Below are 22,244 nucleotides of genomic sequence, written 5' to 3'. Positions count from 1 at the left end.
CCCTTTCGAGCAGCGTGACGTCAGGCGTACCGCCCGACTCGCCCGCCGCGGCGGGCTGGTGGATGGCGACCAGACCGGCTTCCGCCAGGTCTGCGACGAGGATGCGGGCCACCCCGAGCGGGACTCCCGCCAGCGCGGAGATCTCGGCGACCGACTTGACCTCGCGGCACAGCGCCACGATCCGCGCGTGCTCGGGGAGCAGCACGCCCGGCGCGTTGGTGCCGGTGGTCGAGATCAGGGCCTCGATGGCCAGCTGGTAGCGCGGCCGGGTACGTCCGCCGGTCATGGCGTACGGGCGGACCAGCGGCTGCTGCTCGTAGCCGTCCGACTGCTGGCCGCCGTAGCCGTTTCCGTACCCGTTTCCGTAATTGCCGGCGGGTGTCGGGGGCATGCGTCCTCCTTGTGCTGCAGTCGTTCGCGGCCGGAGCCCTCGGCCGGCCGGCTGACCGGATGTCAGCCACCGAGCCGCGAAGACTTGGGGGTGGGTGTGCCGGACCCGGGTTCGAGTGGGTCCGGCACGGTGAGGGTGGTGCGAAGGAGCGGGAGGGACCGGACCGGCCGTCAGTGCAGCAGGCTGCCCTGGAGCTCGGCCCGCAGTGCCGGGGTGAGCACCGCGCCGGCCCGGTCGACCAGCAGGGCCATCTCGTAGCCGACCAGGCCGATGTCGGAGTCCGGCGAGGCGAGCACCGCGAGCGCGGAGCCGTCGCTGACGGCCATCAGGAACAGGAACCCGCGCTCCATCTCCACGACGGTCTGGTTGACCTCGCCGCCCTCGAAGATCCGGCTGGCGCCGGAGGTCAGCGAGGTCAACCCGGAAGCGACCGCGGCCAGTTGATCGGCGCGATCCCGGGGGAACCCCTCGGACATGCACAGCAGCAGACCGTCGGCGGAGACCACCACCGTGTGGGACACCCCGGGGGTGTTGTCCACGAAGTTGGTGATCAGCCAGTTCAGGTTCTGGGCGGCCTGGCTCATCATCTGACTCAACTCAACGCTCCTGGTGCTCGGGGCCGAAGCCGTTGTTGCCATCGGCGTCGAACTGGGCTCCCCGGTGGCCCTCGGACGTGCCGCCGAAGTCGAAGCCCGGCCGCTGCTGCGGCGCGGGACGGCCGGAGCCCGGCTGCTGCGAACCGGCCTGGCGGCCCTGCTGGATGCCGCGGCGCAGGTTGGTCAGCCGGCCGCGCACCTCCTCGGGGCTGCGCGAGACCTGCGGGCCCGTCAGCGGGCTGGCCTCGGCGCTGCCGGAGACCAGGTTGGCCTGCGGGGTGCGGCGAGGCAGCCCCGAGGTGGTCAGGCCGTCGGTCTGCGGCTCGCGCATCTGCTCGGCCCGGCGCCACCGCTCGTCGTTCGCGGACGGCCGCCACGGCGCGTCCGGACCGTCGGCCGGCTGCGGGGCCTGCTGCGGCTGCTGCGACTGCTGGGCCTGCTGGGGCTGCGGCTGCGCGGCCTGGGGGGCCGGGCGGTCCGCCACCGGACGCTGCGGGGCGCCCTGCGGGCCACCGGGCAGCGGGCGCTGCGGCATGCCCTGCGGACGCTGCTGCTGGAACGGCTCACCCTGCGGGAACGGCTCGCCCTGCGGACGCTGCTGCTGGAACGGCTCGCCCTGCGGCTGCGGCCGGGCGGCCTGCCGCTGCGGGGCCGGTGCCTGGGACTGGGCCTGCGGGGCCGGCCGGGACTGCTGCGGGGTGTACCCGGGCGCACTGGTACCGGGCCGCTGCGGCTGGTACCCCCGGGAACGGACCTGCTCATGGATCGGCTCCGGCGCGCCGGCCGACTCGCCGCCGGTCGGCAGCGCCATCGGCTGCGGCCGCTCCGCGAACTGCTGCGGGGCCGGACGCTCCTGCGGCGCCACAGCCGGCACGCCGTGACCCAACGGGTCCGGCAGCACCGGCTCCACCAGGCCGAGGCCCAGCGGGTCGCGCGGGTCGATGTCGGAGGCCTCGAAGCGCGGCCGGGCGAACCCGCCGGACTGGTCCGCCGGGGCGGCCTCCAGCGGCGCGGCCGGCTGCTGCGGCGGCAGCGGACGGCGCGGCGGCAGCTGCTCGGCCCGGCCGTGCTGGGTCGGCTCCCCGCCCGGACGGCTCTCCAGGCCGGGACGGCCCTCGGGCGCCGGACGCCCCTCGGTCGGACGGGTCCGCTCGGGACCGCCCAGCGGAGCCTGCGGGCCCTGGGGACCCTGCGGGCGACGCGGACCGCCCTGCGGCGGCTGAGGACGGCGCGGCGGAAGTCCGCCCTGGCCGCCCGGCCCGCCCGGCAGGCCCGGCGCACCGGACGCGCCCGGCACCCGCCGCGGCGGCAGCCCGCCGGCGGCCGGCGCACCGGCACCCGCACCGGCACCCGCACCCGGACCGGCCGGGGCGGCCGGGCCGGACGCACCCGGCGCCGGGTTCTCACGCAGCGACTGGCCGACCGCACGGGTCGGCAGACCACCGGCGCGGCCGCCCTGGGCCGGACCGGTGCCGAACGCGCCGCCGGGGCCGAAGCCGCCCTGCGCGGGCGCCTCGCTCGGCCCGCGCCGGCTGCCCGTGCCCGCCTGGCCCGAGGGCGCGGACGGGCCGGACGAAGCGCCCGGGGTGAACAGGTCGGGGCTGCCGCCCATCATCGGCCCCTGGCCGAGCTGCGGACGGCCGCCCTGGCCGCCCTGCCCGCCGGCCGCCGGGCCCTGGCCGAGCGCGGTGCGCGCACCGGGCAGGTCGCCCGCCGGGCGGCCCTGCTGACGCGGCGTCGGCGCGACGCCGCGCTGCTGCCGGCCGCCCTGGCCGGCCCCGGCGCCCGCACCGGGCCGGTTGCCGCGCCGCTCGGCGGAGTTGGTGACGTCCACCGGCAGCATGACCAGCGCGGTGGTGCCGCCCGAGTCGGACGGGCGGAGCTGAATGCGGATGCCGTGTCGCAGGGACAGGCGGCCGACCACGAACAGACCCATGCGGCGGGACACCGAGACGTCCACGACCGGCGGGTTGGCCAGCCGCTCGTTGATGTCGGCCAGGTCGTCGGGGGAGAGGCCGATGCCGGTGTCGTGGATCTCGATCAGCACCCGGCCGTCCGGCAGGGCGTGGCCGGTGACCCGGACCCGGGTCTGCGGGGAGGAGAACGAGGTGGCGTTCTCCAGCAGCTCGGCGAGCAGGTGGACGAGGTCGTTGACGACGCGTCCGGCGACCTCGGCGGTGGGCACCGAGGCGAGTTCGATGCGCTCGTACTGCTCCACCTCGGAGGCGGCGGCGCGGAGCACGTCGACCAGCGGGACGGGGCGGGTCCAGCGGCGGCCCGGGTCCTCGCCCGCGAGGACGAGGAGGTTTTCGCCGTTGCGGCGCATGCGGGTGGCGAGGTGGTCGAGCTTGAACAGCGAGGCCAGCTGGTCCGGGTCGGCCTCGCGGCTCTCCAGTTCGGAGATCAGCGACAGCTGGCGCTGGATCAGGCCCTGGCTGCGGCGCGACAGGTTGGTGAACATCGCGTTGATGTTGCCTCGCAGCAGCGCCTGCTCGGCGGCCAGTCGGACCGCCTCGCGGTGCACCATGTCGAAGGCGTGCGCCACGTGGCCGATCTCGTCGGCGGAGTCGACGCCGACCGGCTCGACGGTGACGTCGACGTCGTGCGGGTCGCTCTCGGAGAGCGTCTTGACCAGCTCGGGCAGGCGTCGCTCGGCGACGTCCTCGGCGGCGGCCTGCAGACGGGTCAGCGAGCGCACCATCGAGCGGGCCACCAGGGCGGCGCCGGCGATGGCGACGACGAGCACCAGGGCGACCAGCGAGGCGTTGATGACCGACTCGGTGTCGATGTCGGACTGCAGCGCCTGGGCCTTGCCGTCGAGGACGTTGAGCAGGTTGTTCTCGATGGTCTTCTCGGCGTTGACCTTGGCGGTCGACTTGTCGAACCAGTCCTTGTAGGACGAGTTCTCGGTCTGCTTGATGCCGTTGGTGTTCAGGGCCGCCTTGGAGAACCGGTCGGCCTCGGCGACGACCTGGTTGTAGCTCATCGCGGCACGCAGCGCGCGGGCCTCGCTCTCGCCGTAGATGGCGGTGAAGTTGGCGAGCGCGTTGTCCTCGGAGCTCATCAGGCGGACGCCGAAGGTCTCGTCGGAGGCCGACATCGACGGGCCGCCCGGGTTCGCGAGCGCGGCGCTGATCAGCGCGCGCTGCATCGAGGTGTACTCCTTGGCCGTGGAGAACTGGAACAGCGCACGGGTGGTCTTGATCAGCTCGGTCGAGTTCGAGGTGATCGCGATGTCCTGGGTGGCGCCGATCAGGTCCTTGATGATCACGTCGTAGTTGGTGATCGTGGCCTGGATGTTGTCGGGGCTCTTGAACGCGCCGGTACGGGCCCGGGGCAGCGTGTTGAGGTCCTTGCGGACCTGCAGCAGCAGGGTCTTGGAACCGGCCAGGTCGAGGTTGTCGAACTTGTCCGCGCTGGCGTTGAAGGTCTTCGACAGCGTGTTGGTCTGCTTGTACGCGTCGGAGATCTCGGGGTCGGTGTCGGCGGAGCCGCCGGCGGCCAGCGGGCCGGCCGAGACGTCGCGCTCGTACTGCAGGGCGTTGGCCAGGGCGGTGGCGTTGCGGGCCAGTTCGGCCAGATCGCTCATCTGGGACAGCTGGCGGGAGTTCTCCATGGAGGTCTGCACGCGCAGACCGCCGAGCACCAGCGAGACCGCCACGGGCAGGAAGAGCAGCGCGATCAGGCGGGTACGGATTCGCCAGTTGCGCATGGCGAAGCGGCTCACACCGGTGGCCCGACGGCGGTTGAGCGTGCCGCGCAGCTTGGCGCGGCGGCTCTGCTTGTCGGCCGGCGCGCTGCTGCCGTCCTGCTGCTTGGGCGCGTTCTCGGCGCCTGGGGCACTGCTGTCGGGGGCGGCCTCGGCGGGGGCGCCGAACGGCCGCTCACCCTGGCTTGTCGTCGGTGCCGCCTGGTGGGGGCCGGACACGGGCTCCCGCGACTCCGGCTCACCCGCGGCGCCGTTGCCCCTCTTGAAACGTCCCTGCACTGGCGTCGCAACCTCTGGACCGGGCGCCCTTCCCCGCCGGGCGGAGAGAGAGCGGTGTCGAGTTTTTCCGTGGCATTCCAGCACAGCAGGGGAAGTCCAACAAGGGCCGTTACGACTCGGTGTCCAGGGCTACCCGCTGCGTGCAACGTCTCACGTTCCGTGTTGTTGGCCGCTCGGAATACGGTCCTTTTCGGACACTCGCCGCAGTCATGTCAATAAAGAGGAAGATCGGCTTGTGCGGCAAATGTCCGAGATATCCGCAATGGTGGATTTTTCCATTGGTCCGGAATCGTCACTTCCGTGCCCATTGCGGCGGTAATTGTGAGCAAACTCACAGTCGAATGTGTAGCTTCGGTCACGGCCGCTGTGGAATGGGCTCCCTAACCTGGCAGGGTTGACCGGAGCCTGCCCAGCGGCAGGCCCGCGCAAAAGTCCGTTCGAGCGAAACAAGGTGCAGACGCAAATGTCCGAGACGACCCCGACGGCCACCCCCTCCACGGCCAACCCGCGCCGCACCACCCTGGCCTCCGTCGCGGACTTCTCCCAGCTGCCCGGCTTCGGCGACCGCACCCCCCGCGCGTACGCCGCCACCCTGCCCGGCGCCACCGCCAACCCGCGCCGCACCGTCCTGATGGCGGCACCGGCCCCCCGCCTGCCGCAGGACTGACCACAGCGCCGATAACCTGGTGTCACAGCCGGGCCCGGTACTGCGGGCTCGGCAACCGCCCGGGAGCGTCCGGGCGGCCGACGAACCGAGAGGTTGCAGGGCTGTGCGTATCGCCAGGTTCTCCGTCCGTGAAGGGAGCCCCGCGGCGGGCTCGGTCTCCTTCGGAATCATCGAGGGGGACGCCGCACAACCCGAATCGCTGGTGGTGCACACCCTCGCCGGCCACCCCTTCGGCACCCCCCAGCCGACGGGCGAGAGCCACCGCCTGCAGGACGTCCGACTGCTGGCCCCGATGCTCCCCAGCAAGATCGTGGCGGTCGGCCGCAACTACGCCGACCACGCCGCCGAACTGGGCAACGACGTCCCGCCCGTCCCGCTGACGTTCTTCAAGCCCTCCACCGCCGTCATCGGCCCCTCCGAGTCCATCGCGTACCCGCCGTTCTCCTCGGACGTCCAGTACGAGGCCGAACTCGCCGTGGTGATCGGCCGGATGTGCCGCGAGGTGCCGCTCGACCGGGTCCCCGAAGTGATCTTCGGCTACACCTGCGCCAACGACGTCACCGCCCGCGACGTGCAGCAGCGCGAGGGCCAGTGGGCCCGCGCCAAGGGCTTCGACACCTCCTGCCCGCTCGGCCCGTGGATCGAGACCGACCTCGACCCCGCCGACCTGGCCGTCACCTGCACCGTCAACGGCGAGCTCCGCCAAGCCGGCCGCACCTCCCAGATGGCCCGCTCGGTCGCCGAACTGGTCGCGCACATCTCCGAGGCGATGACCCTGCTCCCGGGCGACGTCATCCTCACCGGCACCCCCGCAGGTGTCGGCCCCCTGAACATCGGCGACGAGGTCGCCGTCTCCGTCGAAGGCATCGGCACCCTCGCCAACAAGGTCGTCAAGCGATGAAGGATGCAGTAACCGTGTCTGACAAGAATCCCGACGTCCGGGTCCGCTTCTGCCCGTCCCCGACCGGGAACCCGCACGTCGGCCTGGTCCGCACGGCGCTCTTCAACTGGGCCTACGCCCGCCACAACGGCGGCACCCTGGTGTTCCGCATCGAGGACACCGACGCCGCCCGCGACTCCGAGGAGTCCTACAACCAGCTGCTCGACGCCATGCGCTGGCTCGGCTTCGACTGGGACGAGGGCCCGGAGATCGGCGGCCCGCACACCCCGTACCGCCAGTCGCAGCGGATGGACATCTACGCGGACGTCGCCAACCGCCTGCGCGAGGCCGGCCACGCCTATCCCTGCTACTGCACCACCGAGGAGCTGGACGCCCGCCGCGAGGCCGCCCGCGCCGCCGGCAAGCCCTCCGGCTACGACGGCCACTGCCGCGACCTGACGGCCGACCGGATCGCCGTCTACGAGCAGGAGGGCCGCCCGTCGATCCTCCGCTTCCGGATGCCCGACACCACGCTGTCCTTCGACGACCTGGTCCGCGGCCCGATCTCCTTCGACCCGAAGGACGTCCCCGACTACGGCATCGTCCGGGCCAACGGCGCCCCGCTGTACACCCTGGTCAACCCGGTCGACGACGCCCTGATGGAGATCACCCACGTCCTGCGCGGCGAGGACCTGCTCTCCTCCACCCCGCGTCAGATCGCCCTCTACGCCGCCCTCGCGGACATCGGCGTCGGCAACGGCACCACCCCGCGCTTCGGCCACCTGCCGTACGTGATGGGCGAGGGCAACAAGAAGCTCTCCAAGCGCGACCCGCAGGCCTCGCTCAACCTGTACCGCGAGCGCGGCTTCCTGCCCGAGGGCCTGCTCAACTACCTTGCCCTGCTGGGCTGGTCGCTCTCCGAGGACCGCGACATCTTCGACATCGACGAGATGGTCGCCGCCTTCGACATCGACGACGTCAACGGCAACCCGGCGCGCTTCGACCTCAAGAAGGCCGAGCACATCAACGCCGAGCACGTCCGTCGGCTCGCCCCCGAGGAGTTCGTCAACCGCCTGGTGCCCTACCTCCAGGCCGCCGGGCTGCTCCCCGCCGAGCCGACCGCCGCGCAGCTCGAACTGCTCGGCAAGGTCGCGCCGCTCACCCAGGAGCGGATGATCGTCCTCTCCGAGATCGTCACGATGGCCGGCTTCCTGTTCGTCGCCCCCGCCGACTTCGCGGTCGACCCGGAGGACGGCGCGAAGGTGCTCAACGCCGACGCCCGGCCGGTCCTCGAAGCCTCCGTCAAGGCGCTCACCGAGCTGACGGACTTCACCCCCGACCCGATCCAGGCCGCGCTGCGCGAGGCCCTGGTCGAAGGCCTCGGCATCAAGCCCAAGTTCGCCTTCACCCCGCTGCGGGTGGCCGTGACCGGGCGTCGGGTCTCGCCGCCGCTGTTCGAGTCCATGGAGCTGCTGGGCCGCGAGGAGACGCTGCGCCGCCTGCTCGCCGCGCTGGAGCTGCTGCCGGCCTCCTGAGCCGCGACCAGGCCCCCTGAGGGCCCGTCCGACCCCTCGCGGGCCAGGTCCTTGACCTGGCCCGCAGGTGTCCGGCGCACGGCCTGCGGTTATCGATTTTGGAGCCGGGCGGGGCGTCGGGTAATGTTCTTTCTGCGCCGCCCGGGCAGGGAGGCGCAAGACACCGAGGAAGATCCCTGCAAGGGGGTTGAACTCTGGTGGGGTATGGTGTAATTGGCAGCACGACTGATTCTGGTTCAGTTAGTCTAGGTTCGAGTCCTGGTACCCCAGCGCAGTACGCAAGTGCAGCAAAGCCCCCGTTGTGTAGCGGCCTAGCACGCCGCCCTCTCAAGGCGGTAGCGCCGGTTCGAATCCGGTCGGGGGTACGCAATCTTGACAATTGCAGAATGAATGAGACACGCCCCCGTTGTGTAGCGGCCTAGCACGCCGCCCTCTCAAGGCGGTAGCGCCGGTTCGAATCCGGTCGGGGGTACTCTCATTCGCGCTAGGGCCCCCGTTGTGTAGCGGCCTAGCACGCCGCCCTCTCAAGGCGGTAGCGCCGGTTCGAATCCGGTCGGGGGTACTTTTGGGGTATGGTGTAATTGGCAGCACGAGTGATTCTGGTTCATTTAGTCTAGGTTCGAGTCCTGGTACCCCAGCCAAGAAAAACTCATAGAGTAGTGAACAAGCTCCGGGAAACCGGGGCTTTTTTGCGTTTCCGGCCCACCCCGCCCGCCCACCCGCCCGTGCACCCCCAGCCCACGGGCACCACGGCGCTTCGCTTGCGGCTTGCTGTGGGGAGTCGGCTCCGCGTTCCGTCTTGCTGCCGTGTCCGCTCCCAAACGCGTCTGCCCCCGGCGGGAGGGCCGGGGGCAGGTGGGCGGGTGGGGGTCTCAGCTGCGGCGGAGGGCCTCGGTGAGGCGGTTGGCGGCTTCGATGATGGCCTGGGCGTGGAGCCGCCCCGGGTGGCGGGTGAGGCGTTCGATGGGGCCGGAGACGGAGACGGAGGCGACGACGCGGTTGGAGGGGCCGCGGACGGGGGCGGAGACGGAGGCCACACCGGGTTCGCGTTCGCCGATGGACTGGGCCCAGCCGCGGCGGCGGACGCCGCTGAGCGCGGTGGCGGTGAACCGCGCGCCTTGGAGGCCGCGGTGGAGGCGCTCGGGCTCTTCCCAGGCGAGCAGGACCTGCGCGGCGGAGCCGGCCTTCATCGGGAGGGTGGAGCCGACCGGCACGGTGTCGCGCAGGCCCGAGAGACGCTCGGCCGCGGCCACGCAGATCCGCATCTCGCCCTGGCGGCGATAGAGCTGCGCGCTCTCGCCCGTCACGTCGCGCAGGTGCGTGAGCACCGGCCCGGCCGCGGCGAGGAGCCGGTCTTCGCCTGCGGCGGCGGAGAGTTCGGCGAGCCGGGGGCCGAGAATGAAGCGGCCCTGCATGTCCCTGGTGACCAGGCGGTGGTGTTCGAGTGCGACGGCGAGTCGGTGGGCGGTGGGCCGGGCCAGACCGGTGGCGGCGACCAGCCCCGCCAACGTGGCGGGGCCCGACTCCAGTGCACTCAGCACCAGAGCGGCCTTGTCGAGAACGCCGACGCCGCTAGTGTTGTCCATGTCTCGATACTGCAGTCTCAATCAGCGAGACGCAAGTTCAATCTTCCGGGAAAACCGCCACTCTGGAGCCAGCAGCCCGGGAGAACACCCAGCGCGGACCCGTACCACGGTGTCCGGATGCTGGACGGTCCGGCGTGCGGGTCACGATGCCGAGCAAGCCTTTCACGGCGGCACGGGACAAGACCTCGACGATCACGAGAAGGCCGGCAGAGCGGCCGGCTGGAGGGAATCCGATGGGACGGACACTCGCAGAGAAGGTCTGGGACGACCACGTCGTCCGGCGCGCCGAGGGCGAGCCCGACCTGCTCTACATCGACCTGCACCTGCTGCACGAGGTGACCAGCCCGCAGGCGTTCGACGGGCTCCGGCTGGCCGGTCGTCAGGTGCGCCGTACCGATCTGACGATCGCCACGGAGGACCACAACACCCCCACCCTGGACATCGACAAGCCGATCGCCGACCCGGTCTCCCGGGTGCAGCTGGAGACGCTGCGCAAGAACGCCGAGGAGTTCGGCGTGCGCATCCACTCGCTGGGCGACGTCGAGCAGGGCGTGGTGCACGTGGTCGGCCCGCAGCTGGGTCTGACCCAGCCGGGCATGACCGTGGTGTGCGGCGACTCCCACACCTCCACCCACGGCGCTTTCGGCGCACTGGCGTTCGGCATCGGCACCAGCCAGGTCGAGCACGTGCTGGCCACCCAGACGCTGCCGCTGGCCCCGTTCAGGACCATGGCGATCACCGTCGAGGGCGAGCTGCCCGAGGGCGTCACCGCCAAGGACCTGATCCTGGCCGTGATCACCAAGATCGGCACCGGCGGCGGCCAGGGCTACGTCCTGGAGTACCGCGGTTCGGCGATCCGCAGCCTCTCCATGGAGGCCCGGATGACGATCTGCAACATGTCCATCGAGGCGGGCGCCCGGGCCGGCATGATCGCCCCGGACCGCACCACCTTCGACTATCTGCAGGGCCGTCCGCACGCCCCACAGGGCGCGGACTGGGACGCCGCGGTCGCCTACTGGGAGACCCTGGCCACCGACGAGGACGCGGTGTTCGACGCCGAGGTGTTCATCGACGCCGCCGAGCTGACCCCGTTCGTCACCTGGGGCACCAACCCGGGCCAGGGCGCGCCGCTGGGCGCCAGCGTGCCGAACCCGGCCGACTTCGAGGACCCGCAGGAGCGGGTCGCCGCCGAGAACGCCCTGAAGTACATGGGCCTGGAGGCCGGCACCCCGCTGCGCGAGGTCAAGGTCGACGCCGTGTTCGTCGGCTCCTGCACCAACGGCCGGATCGAGGACCTGCGCGCCGCGGCCGCCGTCCTGGAGGGCCGTCGGATCGCGGACGGCGTGCGGATGCTGGTCGTTCCGGGCTCCGTCCGGGTCGCCCTGCAGGCCGTCGAGGAGGGCCTGGACAAGGTGTTCACCGCCGCGGGCGCCGAGTGGCGGCACGCCGGCTGCTCGATGTGCCTGGGCATGAACCCCGACCAGCTGGCCCCGGGCGAGCGCTGCGCGTCCACCTCGAACCGCAACTTCGAGGGCCGCCAGGGCAAGGGCGGGCGCACCCACCTGGTCTCTCCCCAGGTCGCCGCGGCCACCGCGCTGGTCGGCCGTCTGGCCGCACCGTCCGACCTGCCGAACAACGTTGCCGTGGAGGCCTGAGCCATGGAGAAGTTCACCACCCACACCGGCCGCGCCGTTCCGCTGCGCCGCTCGAACGTGGACACCGACCAGATCATCCCGGCGCACTGGCTGAAGAAGGTCACCCGTTCCGGCTTCGAGGACGGGCTGTTCGAGGCCTGGCGCAAGGACGAGGAGTTCGTTCTCAACCGCCCCGAGCGCCAGGGCGCCTCGGTCCTGGTGGCGGGCCCCGAGTTCGGCACCGGCTCGTCCCGCGAGCACGCCGTCTGGGCGCTGCAGAACTACGGCTTCCAGGCCGTCGTCTCCTCCCGCTTCGCCGACATCTTCCGCGGCAACTCGCTGAAGAACGGCCTGCTGACGGTGGTTCTGCCGCAGGAGACCGTGGAACGGCTCTGGGAGTTGACGGAGGCCGACCCGACGGTGGAGATCACCGTCGACCTGGAGGCCCGCGAGGTCCGCGCGGAAGGCGTCACCGCTCCGTTCGAGCTGGACGACAACGTGCGTTGGCGGCTGCTGAACGGCCTGGACGACATCAGCATCACCCTGCAGAACGAGGCCGATGTCTCGGCGTTCGAAGCGACGCGGCCGAGCTTCAAGCCGCGTACCCTCCCGGCTGCCTGAGTCTCCGCTTTTTGACACGCAGACAACACAGCCGGACAACAAGACCCGCCCCCCTCCGGGGCGGGTCTTCGTTGTTCGCAGGGGAGTTCGTCAGCCGGGAATAGACCCTGGTTCAGCGCAACTGCGTACAGATGGCACAATCGTTGCATGCACCACAACCCCGAACCGCCGTACGCAGGTGGCGAACCCGCGTCCTCGGAGGGTCGGGAGGGTGCTGCCGACTCGGAAGTCACCCTGCTCCACGCACTGGTGGCCGAGCGGTTGAAGCAAGCCCACGCCCGCGTTCACGCGCTGAACGTGTCGACGGACGCAAAGACCGCTCTCACCCGACAACTGCTGATCGTCACCGAGACCGCCAAGCGTGATCTCCCGGAGGCGGCACGGCGGTTGAGTCGCTTTGTGCAGGACCTCGACGAGGGGCGGATGCCGCCCCGGTGAGCACCTCCATGCGCAAATACGTTGCGACACTAGGGTGATTCACGCGTTTGGTAATTGAAAGTCCGCAGATACATACCTAACGTGCGAAAAGAACGGATGGAATCATCCGGCGCCCGTTTCCGAAGGGGAAGACGTGAACAAGGCTCAGCTTGTCGAAGCGGTGGCCGAGCAGCTGGGCGGTCGCAAGGCTGCCGCAGAGGCCGTCGACGCAGTGCTCGACACCATGGTGCGTGCCGTCGTGGCGGGTGACCGGGTGTCGGTCACCGGTTTCGGCACCTTCGAGAAGGTGGAGCGCTCGGCGCGCTTCGCCCGCAACCCGCAGACCGGTGAGCGGGTCAAGGTCAAGAAGACCGCCGTGCCGCGGTTCCGCCCCGGCCAGGGCTTCAAGGACCTCGTCTCCGGCAGCAAGAAGCTGCCGAAGGACGGCCCGTCCGTGAAGAAGGCCCCCAAGGGCTCGCTGACCCCGGGCAAGTCCGGCGTTGCCGCCACCCCGGCCGCCAAGCGCGCCGCCACCAAGCGTGCTGCCGCTGCCGCCGCCCCGGCGACCAAGAAGGCCGCGGCCAAGAAGGCGACCACCGCCAAGACCGCCGCCGCCAAGAAGACCGCCACCACGGCGGCGAAGAAGGCCACCGCGGTCAAGAAGGCCACCACCACCAAGACCACCGCGGCGAAGAAGACCACCACCGCGGCCGCCACCAAGAAGGCCGCGGCCAAGAAGACCGCTCCGGCGAAGAAGACCACCGCGCGCAAGACCACGGCGCGCAAGTCCACCGCCAAGTAAGTCGCACCGAGCCCGGTGCCGGACAGTCGGCGCCGGGGCGGCCAGGCCGTGACGGCCCCATGCCAGGGAACCCGGACCTCCGGAGACCCGGGACGGGGCCGTCGCGGCCTTTTCGCGCCCTGCAACGGCCGATGGAACGGTCTGTGCAACGGCCGATGCAACGGCCTGTGCAACCGCTCCGCGCCGCCGCGCGTGCGATGCCGAGTGCGGCGCCGAGTGTGACACCGGGTACGGCTCTCCGGGCCGGCGGCCGGGAAATGCGTCGAGCCGGAAGGAATTACTCCGGCTGTTCCACCGGCAGCTCGTAGATGATCTCCCAGCGGGAATCCGGAATGACCAGATCCGCGGTCTCCACCGCTCGGCCGGAGTCGTCCAGATACGTCCGCTCGATCAGCATCACCGGGTCGCCGGTGCCGATCCCGAGCAGATTCGCCTGCTCCGCCGTCGCCCGCCCCGGGCGCGGGCGTTCCTCCGCGCGCACCACCCGGATGCCGATGGAGGCCATCCGCTGCACCACGCCCCGGCCGGCCAGCGGCCCCAACTCCGGGAGCAGGACGGGAGTTCCGGTGGTGATCGCCATCGGCTCCCAGGACTCGGCGAGTTGGACCGGCTTGTGCTCCAGCATGAACTCGTAGCGGGTGTGCACCGTCAACTCGCCCGGTTCCAGGCCGAGTCGGCGCGCGATCGCGGGCGGCGGCTCCACCCGGGAATCGCTGTGCGACTCCCAACTCCCGTCCGGCACGGCGGAAGCCGGGAACGCGGCGGCCGAGCGCACGCGCCGCATCGGGTGCCGATCGACCGGCTCGCGCAGGTAGGTGCCGGAACCCGCCCGACCCTCCAACAGGCCTTCGGCGATGAGGACTTCCATCGCCCGCTGGAGCACGTTGGCCCCGACGCCGTAGTTCACGGCCAACTGCGCACGGGACGGCAGCCGCTCACCGATCGCCCACTCCTCGTTCTCCACGCGGCGGCGCAGATGGTCCGCGATGCGGAGGTACGGCGGGTCCTGTGACGGCATCTGGCATCTCCCGGCGGAAGGCGAGACCTGCCGGGCTGCGGCAGGACGGGTGATTCAGCTTGACAATCTAATGCATCAGGTGGAATCTAATGGCTTAGATTCACTTTGCGTGATCGGCCGACTTCGGGGGAGGGGCGTGACGTGCGAACCACCAGGGTGTTCGACCTTGCATCCAGGCTCGCCGCCGCCACCGGGGCCGAAGCCCGGATCCGCCGCCTCCCCGGCGGCGGCTACCGGATCGAAGCCACCCTCGCCGGAAACCCGGACGCCGAGACCCACCTGGTGCTTCTCGACGTCCTCACCGAGGCCGACCGCTACGGACATCGCCACACCGCCCGGTCCGACACCATCTGGGCCGAACTCGACCCGCCCCAGGAGCCGCCGTGAAGGGCCCGCAGACCGGATACGCCGCCAGCATCGAAGGCATCACCGAAACGACCTCGTTCGCGTCCCTCGCGGACGCGCTCGCCTCACTCTGGGGCACGCTCCGCACGCTCCCGCTGGGGTGGACGCAGTACGAGGCCTACCGCTACTTCTTCGGCCCCGACGCCGCGCAGCGCACCGAGGGGTTCCTGGCCAGGGACGGCCACCTGCTGCTGAGCTTCGTCCTGCTCGGCCACAACCGCCAGATCAGGGTGGTCCCCACCAGTGACGGCCCGCTGCAACCCGCCCCGAAGCGCCTGGAGTTGCTCAACACCCCGGCCGTGATGGCGCTCTGCCTGCACGACACGGTCGGGTTCCCCGACCCGGAGGAGCGCCTCCCGCGCAGCGCCTGACCGGCGCCCCGGTCGGCGGGCGTCAGACGGACTCGGGGTCCGGGAAGGTCGGGAGGGTGAGGAAGACGACGCGGCGGGCAGGGCCCTCGCCGGCGGTGCGGATGCGCAGCCGCTGGCCGGGGCGGAGCAGTCGGAGGCCGCCGGCGTCGAAGGCCGGGGCGTCGAACGGGAGGGGGGTGCCGTCGTCGAGCAGGACCGAGCCGGAGCGGGTCGTGGGGTCGAAGCTGAACGCGGTGGCCTGCATGGGAAGCAGCATAGAGCGTCGGAGCAGGGCGTCGGTGGCCGGGCCGAGGCCGAGTTCGTGGGCCGCGGCCAGGTCCTCGGGGGTGTCGACGTCCTGCCGGACGGACGGCACGTCGAGGAGCCTTATCTCGGTCGCCCCGCCGGCCGCGTGCCGCTCCCGGGAGCCCGGCCCGAAGGACGGGCGCAGCGGCGCGCCGGCCGGTGCGGCGAGCAGTGCCGTCCCGGTGCCGAGGGCGTCCGCGAGGAAGGCCCGGCCGTGCGGGGGCACGGCGGCCAGCACACGGGCGAGTTCGGCGGGCCGCAGCGCCGGCAGGTCCGCGCAGAGGGTGGCGACGGGGGAGCGGGGGTGCAGCCGGTGCGCGGCGGCAGTGCCGTGCAGGAACGCCTGGTTGAGGCCGTCGCCGGGTTCGTCGTCGAGGACCGTCGCCCCCAGCGCGCGCAGCGCACTCGCGGCGCGCGGATCCCGTCCGACCACCAGCACCCGTCCGACCGCGGGGCAGGCGAGCGCCGCGGCGACGGTGTCGAGCGCGAAGGCCAACGCGAGTCGGGGCCGCAGCCCGCCGAGCGCCGCCAGGCGGCTCTTCCCCTCGCCGGGCGGCTTCAACGGGACGACCATGGTCCAGCCGGACGATGCTGCCGCACCGTCCTGCCGCAGCTCGGACCGGCTGCCCGGCCCCGCCCCCGGGGCGGACGGGCGGTCGGCGGCGGGGCGTACGGTGTCCTCTGTCATCGGCGTCATTGTGGCGTCCGCCGGGGAGGCTTGGCCACCGGCTCCGGGTCGCGCGCCCGGGGCGGTCGGCGGGTCCCGGTCGGCCGGTGGCGGTGGTGGCTGCTCGACACGGACTTCCCTCGCGGGTGAGACTGGTCGGCGCCTCGGAGCCGCTGCCCGGCCCCCCGGCGAGGGAGAGAGACCAGCGGCACCGCCCGGGCGGGACGCCGCGCGAAAGAGGAGGAGCTGGGTGGCCCGCCGCTCTAACGCCAGGTTCGGAAACGGCGACTACGGGATCTGGTACCGCCTGGCGGCCGCGCTCGTGAAGCCGGTGACAAACGCCCTGGCGACGACGGACTGGCGGGGTTGGGAGCACCTGCCCGCGAAGGAGGGCTTCATCGCGGTGGTGAACCACAACTCGGTGATCGACCCGGTGTTCTACGGGCACTGGCAGTACAACTCGGGCCGCCCGCCGCGGATACTCGCCAAGTCCTCGCTGTTCCAGGTGCCGTTCATCGGCTTCATGCTGCGCAAGACCGGCCAGATCCCGGTGTTCCGGGAGTCCACCGACGCCGCGGACGCGTTCCGGGCCGCGATCGAGGCGGTCAACTCCGGGCAGTGCGTGCAGTTCTACCCGGAGGGCACCCTCACCCGGGACCCGGGCATGTGGCCGATGACCGGCAAGAGCGGCGCCGCCCGGGTCGCGCTGATGACGGGCGCGCCGGTGATCCCGGTCGCGCACTGGGGCGCGCAGGAGATCATCCCGCCGTACGGCAAGGGCGGTAGGGGCAAGTACCACCTGTTCCCGCGCCACAAGGTGACGGTGGCGGCCGGCCCGGCCGTGGACCTCAGCAAGTACCAGGGGCAGGAGATCACCGCCCAGGTGCTGCGCGACGCCACCGACGACATCATGGCGGCGATCACCGCCGTGCTGGAGGGGATCCGCGGCGAGCAGGCCCCCGCCGAGCGCTACGACATGCGCAAGGCCGCCCGGGAGCGGGCCACGGCCGCCGAGGCCAAGCGCGAGCGCGCCGCCGAGGAGGGCGGCCGGTGACCCGCTGCGCCGTGATGGGGACGGGCTCCTGGGGCACCGCCTTCGCGATGATCCTGGCCGACGCCGGCTGCGAGGTGACCCTGTGGGGCCGCCGGCAGGAACTCGCCGACGCCATCAACAGGGAGCACGTCAACCCGGACTACCTGCCGGGCCGGGCGCTCCCGCCGTCGATCCGGGCGACCACCGACGCGGCCGCCGCGCTGGCCGGCGCGGACTTCGCGGTGCTCTCGGTGCCGTCCCAGACGCTGCGCGACAACCTCGCGCACTGGGCGCCGCTGCTGGGCCCGGACACCGTGCTGGTCAGCCTGATGAAGGGCATCGAACTCGGCACCGCGAAGCGGATGAGCGAGGTCATCGAGGAGGTCGCGCAGGTCGGCCCGGAGCGCGTCGTGGTGGTGTCCGGCCCCAACCTGGCCGGCGAGATCGCCAACCGGCAGCCCGCCGCCACCGTGGTCGCGTGCACCGACGAGGAGGTCGCCAAGCGCTTCCAGAAGGCCTGCCACACCCCGTACTTCCGCCCCTACACCAACACCGACGTGGTGGGCTGCGAGCTCGGCGGCGCGGTGAAGAACGTGATCGGCCTGGCGGTCGGCATGGCCAACGGCATGGGCCTGGGCGACAACACCAAGGCCACCCTGATCACCCGCGGGCTGGCCGAAACCACCCGGCTCGGCCTGCGCCTGGGCGCCGACGCGCACACCTTCGCGGGCCTCGCGGGCATGGGCGACCTGGTGGCGACGTGCTCCTCGCCGCTGTCCCGGAACAACACCTTCGGCACCAACCTGGGCCGCGGCATGACGCTCGCCGAGACCATCGCGGCGACCAGCCAGACCGCGGAGGGCGTGAAGTCCTGCGAGTCGGTGCTCGACCTGGCGCGCCGCAACGGCGTGGAGATGCCGATCGTCGAAGCGGTGGTCGACGTCGTCCACAACGGCCGTCCGACGCAGGAGGTGCTGGAGGGCTTGATGGCCCGTTCGGCCAAGCCGGAGCGCCGATGACGGGAATCGGACGGTAGTCTCAACGCCGTTATGAGCATCGAACAGACCTCCCCGAACCAGTCGGCCAAGCCGCGCGTCGCGATCGTCTTCGGCGGTCGGAGCTCCGAGCACGGCGTGTCCGTGGTCACCGCCGCCAGCGTGCTGCGCTCGATCGACCGCAGCAAGTACGAGGTGCTGCCGATCGGCATCACCCACGAGGGCCGCTGGGCCCTGGTCGGCGACGAACCCGCCCGGATGACGATCACCGACGGCCGGATGCCCGACGTCGACCAGGTCGCCGAGTCCACCGAGGGCCAGGTGGCGCTGCCCGTCGCCCCCGGCAACCGGGAGGTCGTGTGGAGCGAGCCCGGCGCCGCACCCAAGGTGCTCGGCGAGGTCGACGTGGTGCTGCCGCTGCTGCACGGCCCCTGGGGCGAGGACGGCACCCTGCAGGGCCTGCTGGAGCTCTCCGGGGTGCCGTACGTCGGCTCCGGCGTGCTGGCCAGCTCGGTCGGCATGGACAAGGAGTTCACCAAGCGGATCATCGAGTCGCTCGGCCTGTACGCGGGCGAGTACACGGTGGTCAAGCCGCGCGAGTGGCAGACCGAGGACGGCCGCGCCGCCGCCCGCGGGCGGATCGCCGCGCTCGGCCTGCCGCTGTTCGTCAAGCCCTGCCGGGCCGGCTCCTCGATCGGCATCACCAAGGTCAAGGACCTCGCCGACCTGGACGCCGCGATCGACGAGGCGCGCCGCCACGACCCCAAGGTGATCGTGGAGAAGGGCGTCGAGGGCCGCGAGATCGAGTGCGGCGTGCTGGAGTTCGAGGACGGCCCGCGCGCCTCGGTGCCCGCCGAGGTGCTGGTCGACGCCGACTTCGAGTTCTACGACTTCGAGGCCAAGTACATCGACTCCTCCGAGGTCGAGATCCCGGCCAAGCTCACCGACGCCGAGCGCACCGAACTCCAGCGGCAGGCCGTCGAGGTCTTCGAGGGCCTCGGCTGCGAGGGCCTGGCCCGGGTCGACTTCTTCCTGCTGAACGACGGCCGGTGGATGGTCAACGAGATCAACACCATGCCCGGCTTCACGCCGATCTCCGCCTACCCCAAGATGTGGGAGGCCACCGGAGTGCCCTACGCCGAGCTGATCGACCGCCTGCTGGCCGCGGCGCTGCGCCGCTCCACCGGCCTGCGCTGACGACGCCCGGCTGACGACGCCCGGCTGACGACGCCAGGGCCTGTCGACCGGACAGGCCCTAGGCGTCGGTGCCGAAGCACTCCGACTCGGCCTTGTCGTTGATCACCGGGATGGTCGACCGGATGGCGTCCGAGAACGAGCTCAGCGGGTCCGCGTAGTTGGGGTACGCGCCGGACTGGACGTGCACCTCCACGTACGCCTTGCGCAGACCCGTGGCGAACCAGTAGCCGCCCTGGCCGTCCTCGTTCACGCCCCAGCTGACCTCGTCGATGCACGGGCCCATCCGGGCGGAGTTCAGGTAGTCCGGCCGGTCCCCGCCGCAGGTCAGCACGGTGCGGGGCGAGGACGCCCAGGCGGCGGTGTACGGCGAGGCCGGGGACGGGTCCTTGCGCGGGTGGCCGAGCACGTCGCCCGGCAGCTTCGCGTCCAGCGCCCGGCAGTACTCGGCGGCCTGGGCGCTCGGCGTCGGCGGCGCCACGTCCGGGTCGCCGTTCCAGAACGCGACCAGCCCCGCCGTCACGGCCAGCAGGACGGCGGGGGGTCCGAACCAGCGGACCGGCGCGGGGAGGCGGTTCAGGAGGTCGCGAGAAGACACCCGTCGATGGTAAGCGCCCCTACAGGCGGACCACCGGACAGGTGAGGGTACGGGTGATCCCGTCCACCTGCTGCACCTTCGCCACCACCAGGCGGCCCAGTTCGTCGATCGACTCCGACTCGGCCCGGACGATCACGTCGTACGGGCCGGTGACGTCCTCGGCGGTGAGCACGCCGGGGATCTTGGCAATGGACTCGGCGACCGCGGTGGCCTTGCCCACCTCGGTCTGAATCAGGATGTACGCCTGCACCACGGTGGACCTCCAGGCGGCTGGGTGGGGGGAGTTGCTGACCGGCAGTCTGATCACCACGCTACCGCGCGACAGCGGCACAGGGGAGACCTCCGCACCCTCCGAGGGCGTACGCTGCCGCGCGGGGGGCGCACCCCAGACGGATCACGTGAAGAACGCGGGAGGACGGGCTGATGCAGGGGACCGTGGGCGAGCTCGGCGAGTTCGGGCTCATCCGGGAACTGACCGCGCGGCTGCCGATGACGCCGGCGGTGGAACTCGGGCCCGGTGACGACGCCGCCGTCGTCAAGGCCCCCGACGGCCGGGTGGTCGCCACCACCGACGTCCTCATCGAGGGCCGGCACTTCCGCCGCGACTGGTCCACCGCGTACGACGTGGGCCGCAAGTGCGCCGCGCAGAACCTCGCCGACATCGCCGCGATGGGCGCCGTCCCCACCGCCCTGCTGCTCGGCCTGGTCGCCCCCGCCGACCTGCCCACCACCTGGGCCACCGAACTGATGGACGGCCTGCGCGACGAATGCCAGGTCGCCGGTGCCACCGTGGTCGGCGGCGACGTGGTCCGCGGCGACACCATCACCCTCGCCATCACCGCGCTCGGCGACCTCCAGGGCCGGCGGCCCGTGGTGCGCTCCGGCGCCCAGGTCGGCGACGTCGTCGCCGTCACCGGCTGGCTCGGCTGGTCCGCCGCCGGCCTGACCGTCCTGCAGCGCGGCTTCCGCTCCCCGCGGGCCTTCGTCGAGGCGCACCGCCGCCCCGAACCGCCGTACCACGCCGGCCCCGCCGCCAGCGACCTCGGCGCCACCGCCATGGTGGACGTCTCCGACGGGCTGGTCGCCGACCTCGGCCACGTCGCCCGGGCCAGCGCCGTCGACATCGACCTGCACGCCGCCGACTTCGACGTCCCCGCGCAGATGGCCGACATCGGCCAGGCCGTCGGCGTCGACCCGCTGGTGTGGGTGCTGTCCGGCGGCGAGGACCACGCGATCGTGGCGACCTTCCCCAAGAGCGTCCAACTCCCGTCCCGCTGGCGGAAGATCGGCGAAGTGGTGCGCCCGGCCCGGACCGGCCGCGGGGGAGTGGTCACGGTCGACGGCGCCCCCTGGGACCGCACCGCGGGCTGGGACCACTTCGCCGAACAGTAGGCCTTGTGGCTCCCCGGAGGCAGCGCGCCGACCGCGTAGGGTGACGGATGTCGGGCGGGCCGACCGCCTCGACGGCCCGGTCCACCTACGCGGGGGCCCGTGGCCCCCGGGAGCAGGAGAGCACAGCCACCATGCGCATCGGCGTTCTCACCAGCGGCGGCGACTGCCCCGGACTCAACGCGGTGATCCGCTCCGTCGTGCACCGCGGCACCGACGTCCACGGCGACGAGATCCTCGGCATCGAGGACGGCTTCCTCGGCCTGATCGAGAGCCGCACCCGCCCGATCTCGCACGACGACGTCACCGGCCTGCTCACCCTCGGCGGCACCATCCTCGGCTCCGCCCGGGTGCAGCGCGAGAAGATCCGCTGGGCGGTCGAGAACTCCGCCGAACTCGCCGCCCGGATCGGCATCGACGCCCTGATCGCGATCGGCGGCGAAGGCACCCTCACCGCCGCCAAACTCTTCAGCGACGCCGGACTCCCCGTCGTCGGCGTCCCCAAGACCATCGACAACGACATCGACGCCACCGACGTCACCTTCGGCTTCGACACCGCCGTGCACGTCGCCACCGAGGCCATCGACCGCCTCAAGACCACCGCCGAGTCCCACCAACGCGTCATGGTCGTCGAGTTGATGGGCCGCCACACCGGCTGGATCACCCTCACCGCGGGCATGGCCGGCGGCGCCCACGGCATCCTCATCCCCGAGAAGCCCTTCGACATCGAAGCCGTCGCCCGGATGATCGAGGACCGCTTCCGGCGCGGCAAGAAGTTCGCCATCGTCGCCGTCGCCGAAGGCGCCCAACCCCTGCCCGGCACCCTGCGCTTCGAACACGGCGAAGTCGACCGGTTCGGCCACCAGACCTTCGGCGGCATCGGCACCCGGCTCGCCGTCGAACTGGAGAACATCCTCGGCAAGGAGGCCCGCCCGGTCATCCTCGGCCACACCCAGCGCGGCGGCACCCCCACCGCACTCGACCGCGTCCTCGCCACCCGCTTCGGCTGGCACGCCGTCGAAGCCGTCCACCAGGGCGCCTTCGGACACTTCACCGCGCTGCGCCGCACCGAGATCCACCTCACCCCGATCGCCGACGCCGTCGTCCAGCTCAAGACCGTCCCGGCGGGCCGCTGGATCGAATCCGAGGCCGTGCTCTGACACGAATCCGCC

General features: G+C 71.9%; 21 protein-coding genes, 5 tRNA genes and 1 pseudogene. 19 read left to right on the top strand and 8 right to left on the bottom strand.

What is annotated here, in order from left to right; translation table 11 throughout:
- The 3 genes from AMK19_RS20955 to AMK19_RS20945 form a co-directional block, all read right to left on the bottom strand.
- Positions 1-391 (bottom strand): DUF742 domain-containing protein (locus AMK19_RS20955; RefSeq protein ID WP_073814020.1); only part of this gene is annotated, 391 nt, incomplete at its 3' end.
- Between the two features lie 170 nt (positions 392-561).
- The gene (locus AMK19_RS20950) at positions 562-975 is read right to left on the bottom strand and encodes a roadblock/LC7 domain-containing protein (RefSeq protein WP_030057391.1); all 414 of its coding nucleotides are present in this window, start codon (positions 973-975) and stop codon (positions 562-564) included.
- Between the two features lie 13 nt (positions 976-988).
- On the bottom strand, positions 989-4,915 hold the full coding sequence (locus tag AMK19_RS20945; RefSeq protein ID WP_073814015.1) for a nitrate- and nitrite sensing domain-containing protein: 3,927 nt from the start codon (positions 4,913-4,915) through the stop codon (positions 989-991).
- 523 nt (positions 4,916-5,438) lie between these two features.
- Here AMK19_RS20945 and AMK19_RS20940 point away from each other — a divergent pair.
- The 8 genes from AMK19_RS20940 (at position 5,439) to AMK19_RS20905 (ending at position 8,698) form a co-directional block, all read left to right on the top strand.
- Positions 5,439-5,642 (top strand): hypothetical protein, encoded by a 204-nt coding sequence (locus AMK19_RS20940; RefSeq protein ID WP_073814010.1) that lies wholly within the window; start codon positions 5,439-5,441, stop codon positions 5,640-5,642.
- Between the two features lie 103 nt (positions 5,643-5,745).
- A complete protein-coding gene (locus tag AMK19_RS20935; protein WP_073814006.1) occupies positions 5,746-6,543 on the top strand; it encodes a fumarylacetoacetate hydrolase family protein in 798 nt (265 codons plus the stop codon).
- Positions 6,540-8,057, top strand: a complete 1,518-nt coding sequence (gene gltX, locus AMK19_RS20930) for a glutamate--tRNA ligase (RefSeq protein ID WP_073814002.1) — start codon at positions 6,540-6,542, stop codon at positions 8,055-8,057. The genes AMK19_RS20935 and gltX overlap by 4 nt, the downstream gene beginning before the upstream one ends.
- Before the next feature lie 198 nt (positions 8,058-8,255).
- Positions 8,256-8,327, top strand: a tRNA-Gln gene (locus AMK19_RS20925).
- A gap of 22 nt (positions 8,328-8,349) precedes the next feature.
- Positions 8,350-8,422, top strand: a tRNA-Glu gene (locus tag AMK19_RS20920).
- 34 nt (positions 8,423-8,456) lie between these two features.
- Positions 8,457-8,529, top strand: a tRNA-Glu gene (locus AMK19_RS20915).
- 17 nt (positions 8,530-8,546) lie between these two features.
- A tRNA-Glu gene (locus AMK19_RS20910) sits at positions 8,547-8,619 on the top strand.
- A gap of 4 nt (positions 8,620-8,623) precedes the next feature.
- Positions 8,624-8,698 (top strand) — tRNA-Gln (locus AMK19_RS20905).
- Between the two features lie 231 nt (positions 8,699-8,929).
- On the opposite strand, the gene AMK19_RS20900 is transcribed toward AMK19_RS20905, so the two are convergent.
- Positions 8,930-9,643 carry an IclR family transcriptional regulator gene (locus AMK19_RS20900; protein WP_073813998.1) on the bottom strand — a complete coding sequence of 238 codons (714 nt, stop codon included), beginning with the start codon at positions 9,641-9,643 and terminating at the stop codon, positions 8,930-8,932.
- 233 nt (positions 9,644-9,876) lie between these two features.
- Here AMK19_RS20900 and leuC point away from each other — a divergent pair, with 233 nt between their 5' ends.
- From leuC to AMK19_RS20880, 4 genes are all read left to right on the top strand, one after another.
- Positions 9,877-11,298, top strand: a complete 1,422-nt coding sequence (gene leuC, locus AMK19_RS20895) for a 3-isopropylmalate dehydratase large subunit (protein ID WP_073813994.1) — start codon at positions 9,877-9,879, stop codon at positions 11,296-11,298.
- A gap of 3 nt (positions 11,299-11,301) precedes the next feature.
- Complete coding sequence (gene leuD / locus AMK19_RS20890; RefSeq protein ID WP_073813991.1) at positions 11,302-11,898, top strand: 3-isopropylmalate dehydratase small subunit; 597 nt, start codon at positions 11,302-11,304, stop codon at positions 11,896-11,898.
- Positions 11,899-12,045: 147 nt separating this feature from the next.
- Positions 12,046-12,336 (top strand): hypothetical protein, encoded by a 291-nt coding sequence (locus tag AMK19_RS20885; RefSeq protein ID WP_380477574.1) that lies wholly within the window; start codon positions 12,046-12,048, stop codon positions 12,334-12,336.
- A 133-nt stretch (positions 12,337-12,469) separates the two neighbouring features.
- Entirely contained in the window at positions 12,470-13,117 is a 648-nt protein-coding gene (locus AMK19_RS20880; RefSeq protein ID WP_073813987.1) for an HU family DNA-binding protein, read from the top strand.
- A 277-nt stretch (positions 13,118-13,394) separates the two neighbouring features.
- Here the strand turns inward: AMK19_RS20880 and AMK19_RS20875 are convergent, their stop codons facing one another.
- The gene (locus AMK19_RS20875; protein WP_073813983.1) at positions 13,395-14,135 is read right to left on the bottom strand and encodes a GntR family transcriptional regulator; all 741 of its coding nucleotides are present in this window, start codon (positions 14,133-14,135) and stop codon (positions 13,395-13,397) included.
- A 141-nt stretch (positions 14,136-14,276) separates the two neighbouring features.
- On the opposite strand from AMK19_RS20875, the gene AMK19_RS20870 reads away from it, so the two are divergent.
- A complete protein-coding gene (locus tag AMK19_RS20870; protein WP_143200318.1) occupies positions 14,277-14,522 on the top strand; it encodes a hypothetical protein in 246 nt (81 codons plus the stop codon).
- On the top strand, positions 14,519-14,911 hold the full coding sequence (locus AMK19_RS20865) for a hypothetical protein (RefSeq protein ID WP_073813979.1): 393 nt from the start codon (positions 14,519-14,521) through the stop codon (positions 14,909-14,911). The genes AMK19_RS20870 and AMK19_RS20865 overlap by 4 nt, the downstream gene beginning before the upstream one ends.
- Before the next feature lie 250 nt (positions 14,912-15,161).
- Here AMK19_RS20865 and cofC read toward each other — a convergent pair.
- Positions 15,162-15,770, bottom strand: a pseudogene (gene cofC, locus AMK19_RS37365) (2-phospho-L-lactate guanylyltransferase); the annotation flags it as partial.
- A 343-nt stretch (positions 15,771-16,113) separates the two neighbouring features.
- On the opposite strand from cofC, the gene AMK19_RS20855 reads away from it, so the two are divergent.
- The 3 genes from AMK19_RS20855 to AMK19_RS20845 are packed head-to-tail and all read left to right on the top strand — an operon-like array spanning position 16,114 to position 19,088.
- Entirely contained in the window at positions 16,114-16,917 is an 804-nt protein-coding gene (locus AMK19_RS20855; RefSeq protein ID WP_073813977.1) for a lysophospholipid acyltransferase family protein, read from the top strand.
- A gap of 14 nt (positions 16,918-16,931) precedes the next feature.
- The gene (locus AMK19_RS20850) at positions 16,932-17,915 is read left to right on the top strand and encodes an NAD(P)H-dependent glycerol-3-phosphate dehydrogenase (protein WP_073814475.1); all 984 of its coding nucleotides are present in this window, start codon (positions 16,932-16,934) and stop codon (positions 17,913-17,915) included.
- A gap of 30 nt (positions 17,916-17,945) precedes the next feature.
- Positions 17,946-19,088, top strand: a complete 1,143-nt coding sequence (locus tag AMK19_RS20845) for a D-alanine--D-alanine ligase family protein (RefSeq protein WP_073813975.1) — start codon at positions 17,946-17,948, stop codon at positions 19,086-19,088.
- A gap of 58 nt (positions 19,089-19,146) precedes the next feature.
- On the opposite strand, the gene AMK19_RS20840 is transcribed toward AMK19_RS20845, so the two are convergent.
- Positions 19,147-19,683 (bottom strand): DUF3515 domain-containing protein, encoded by a 537-nt coding sequence (locus AMK19_RS20840; protein WP_073813973.1) that lies wholly within the window; start codon positions 19,681-19,683, stop codon positions 19,147-19,149.
- 19 nt (positions 19,684-19,702) lie between these two features.
- Positions 19,703-19,936, bottom strand: a complete 234-nt coding sequence (locus tag AMK19_RS20835; protein WP_073813971.1) for an Lrp/AsnC family transcriptional regulator — start codon at positions 19,934-19,936, stop codon at positions 19,703-19,705.
- A gap of 170 nt (positions 19,937-20,106) precedes the next feature.
- On the opposite strand from AMK19_RS20835, the gene AMK19_RS20830 reads away from it, so the two are divergent.
- Both AMK19_RS20830 and AMK19_RS20825 read left to right on the top strand, forming a co-directional pair.
- On the top strand, positions 20,107-21,075 hold the full coding sequence (locus AMK19_RS20830) for a thiamine-phosphate kinase (protein WP_073813969.1): 969 nt from the start codon (positions 20,107-20,109) through the stop codon (positions 21,073-21,075).
- 131 nt (positions 21,076-21,206) lie between these two features.
- Positions 21,207-22,232, top strand: a complete 1,026-nt coding sequence (locus AMK19_RS20825) for an ATP-dependent 6-phosphofructokinase (protein WP_073813967.1) — start codon at positions 21,207-21,209, stop codon at positions 22,230-22,232.
- Positions 22,233-22,244: the final 12 nt, after the last annotated feature.

The sequence above is a fragment of the Kitasatospora sp. CB01950 genome, assembly GCF_001905465.1.
In the GTDB taxonomy this organism is placed as follows: Bacteria; Actinomycetota; Actinomycetes; order Streptomycetales; family Streptomycetaceae; genus Kitasatospora.
This window is presented reverse-complemented; position numbering and strand designations above follow the sequence as displayed.

Coding starts and splice junctions, on each gene's coding strand:
- AMK19_RS20875 (WP_073813983.1), bottom strand. CDS start 14,135: ATGCCGTCACAGGACCCGCCGTACCTCCGCATCGCGGACCATCTGCGC.
- AMK19_RS20950 (WP_030057391.1), bottom strand. CDS start 975: ATGAGCCAGGCCGCCCAGAACCTGAACTGGCTGATCACCAACTTCGTG.
- leuC (WP_073813994.1), top strand. CDS start 9,877: ATGGGACGGACACTCGCAGAGAAGGTCTGGGACGACCACGTCGTCCGG.
- AMK19_RS20940 (WP_073814010.1), top strand. CDS start 5,439: ATGTCCGAGACGACCCCGACGGCCACCCCCTCCACGGCCAACCCGCGC.
- gltX (WP_073814002.1), top strand. CDS start 6,540: ATGAAGGATGCAGTAACCGTGTCTGACAAGAATCCCGACGTCCGGGTC.
- leuD (WP_073813991.1), top strand. CDS start 11,302: ATGGAGAAGTTCACCACCCACACCGGCCGCGCCGTTCCGCTGCGCCGC.
- AMK19_RS20900 (WP_073813998.1), bottom strand. CDS start 9,643: ATGGACAACACTAGCGGCGTCGGCGTTCTCGACAAGGCCGCTCTGGTG.
- AMK19_RS20830 (WP_073813969.1), top strand. CDS start 20,107: ATGCAGGGGACCGTGGGCGAGCTCGGCGAGTTCGGGCTCATCCGGGAA.
- AMK19_RS20850 (WP_073814475.1), top strand. CDS start 16,932: ATGGGGACGGGCTCCTGGGGCACCGCCTTCGCGATGATCCTGGCCGAC.
- AMK19_RS20845 (WP_073813975.1), top strand. CDS start 17,946: ATGAGCATCGAACAGACCTCCCCGAACCAGTCGGCCAAGCCGCGCGTC.
- AMK19_RS20825 (WP_073813967.1), top strand. CDS start 21,207: ATGCGCATCGGCGTTCTCACCAGCGGCGGCGACTGCCCCGGACTCAAC.
- AMK19_RS20885 (WP_380477574.1), top strand. CDS start 12,046: ATGCACCACAACCCCGAACCGCCGTACGCAGGTGGCGAACCCGCGTCC.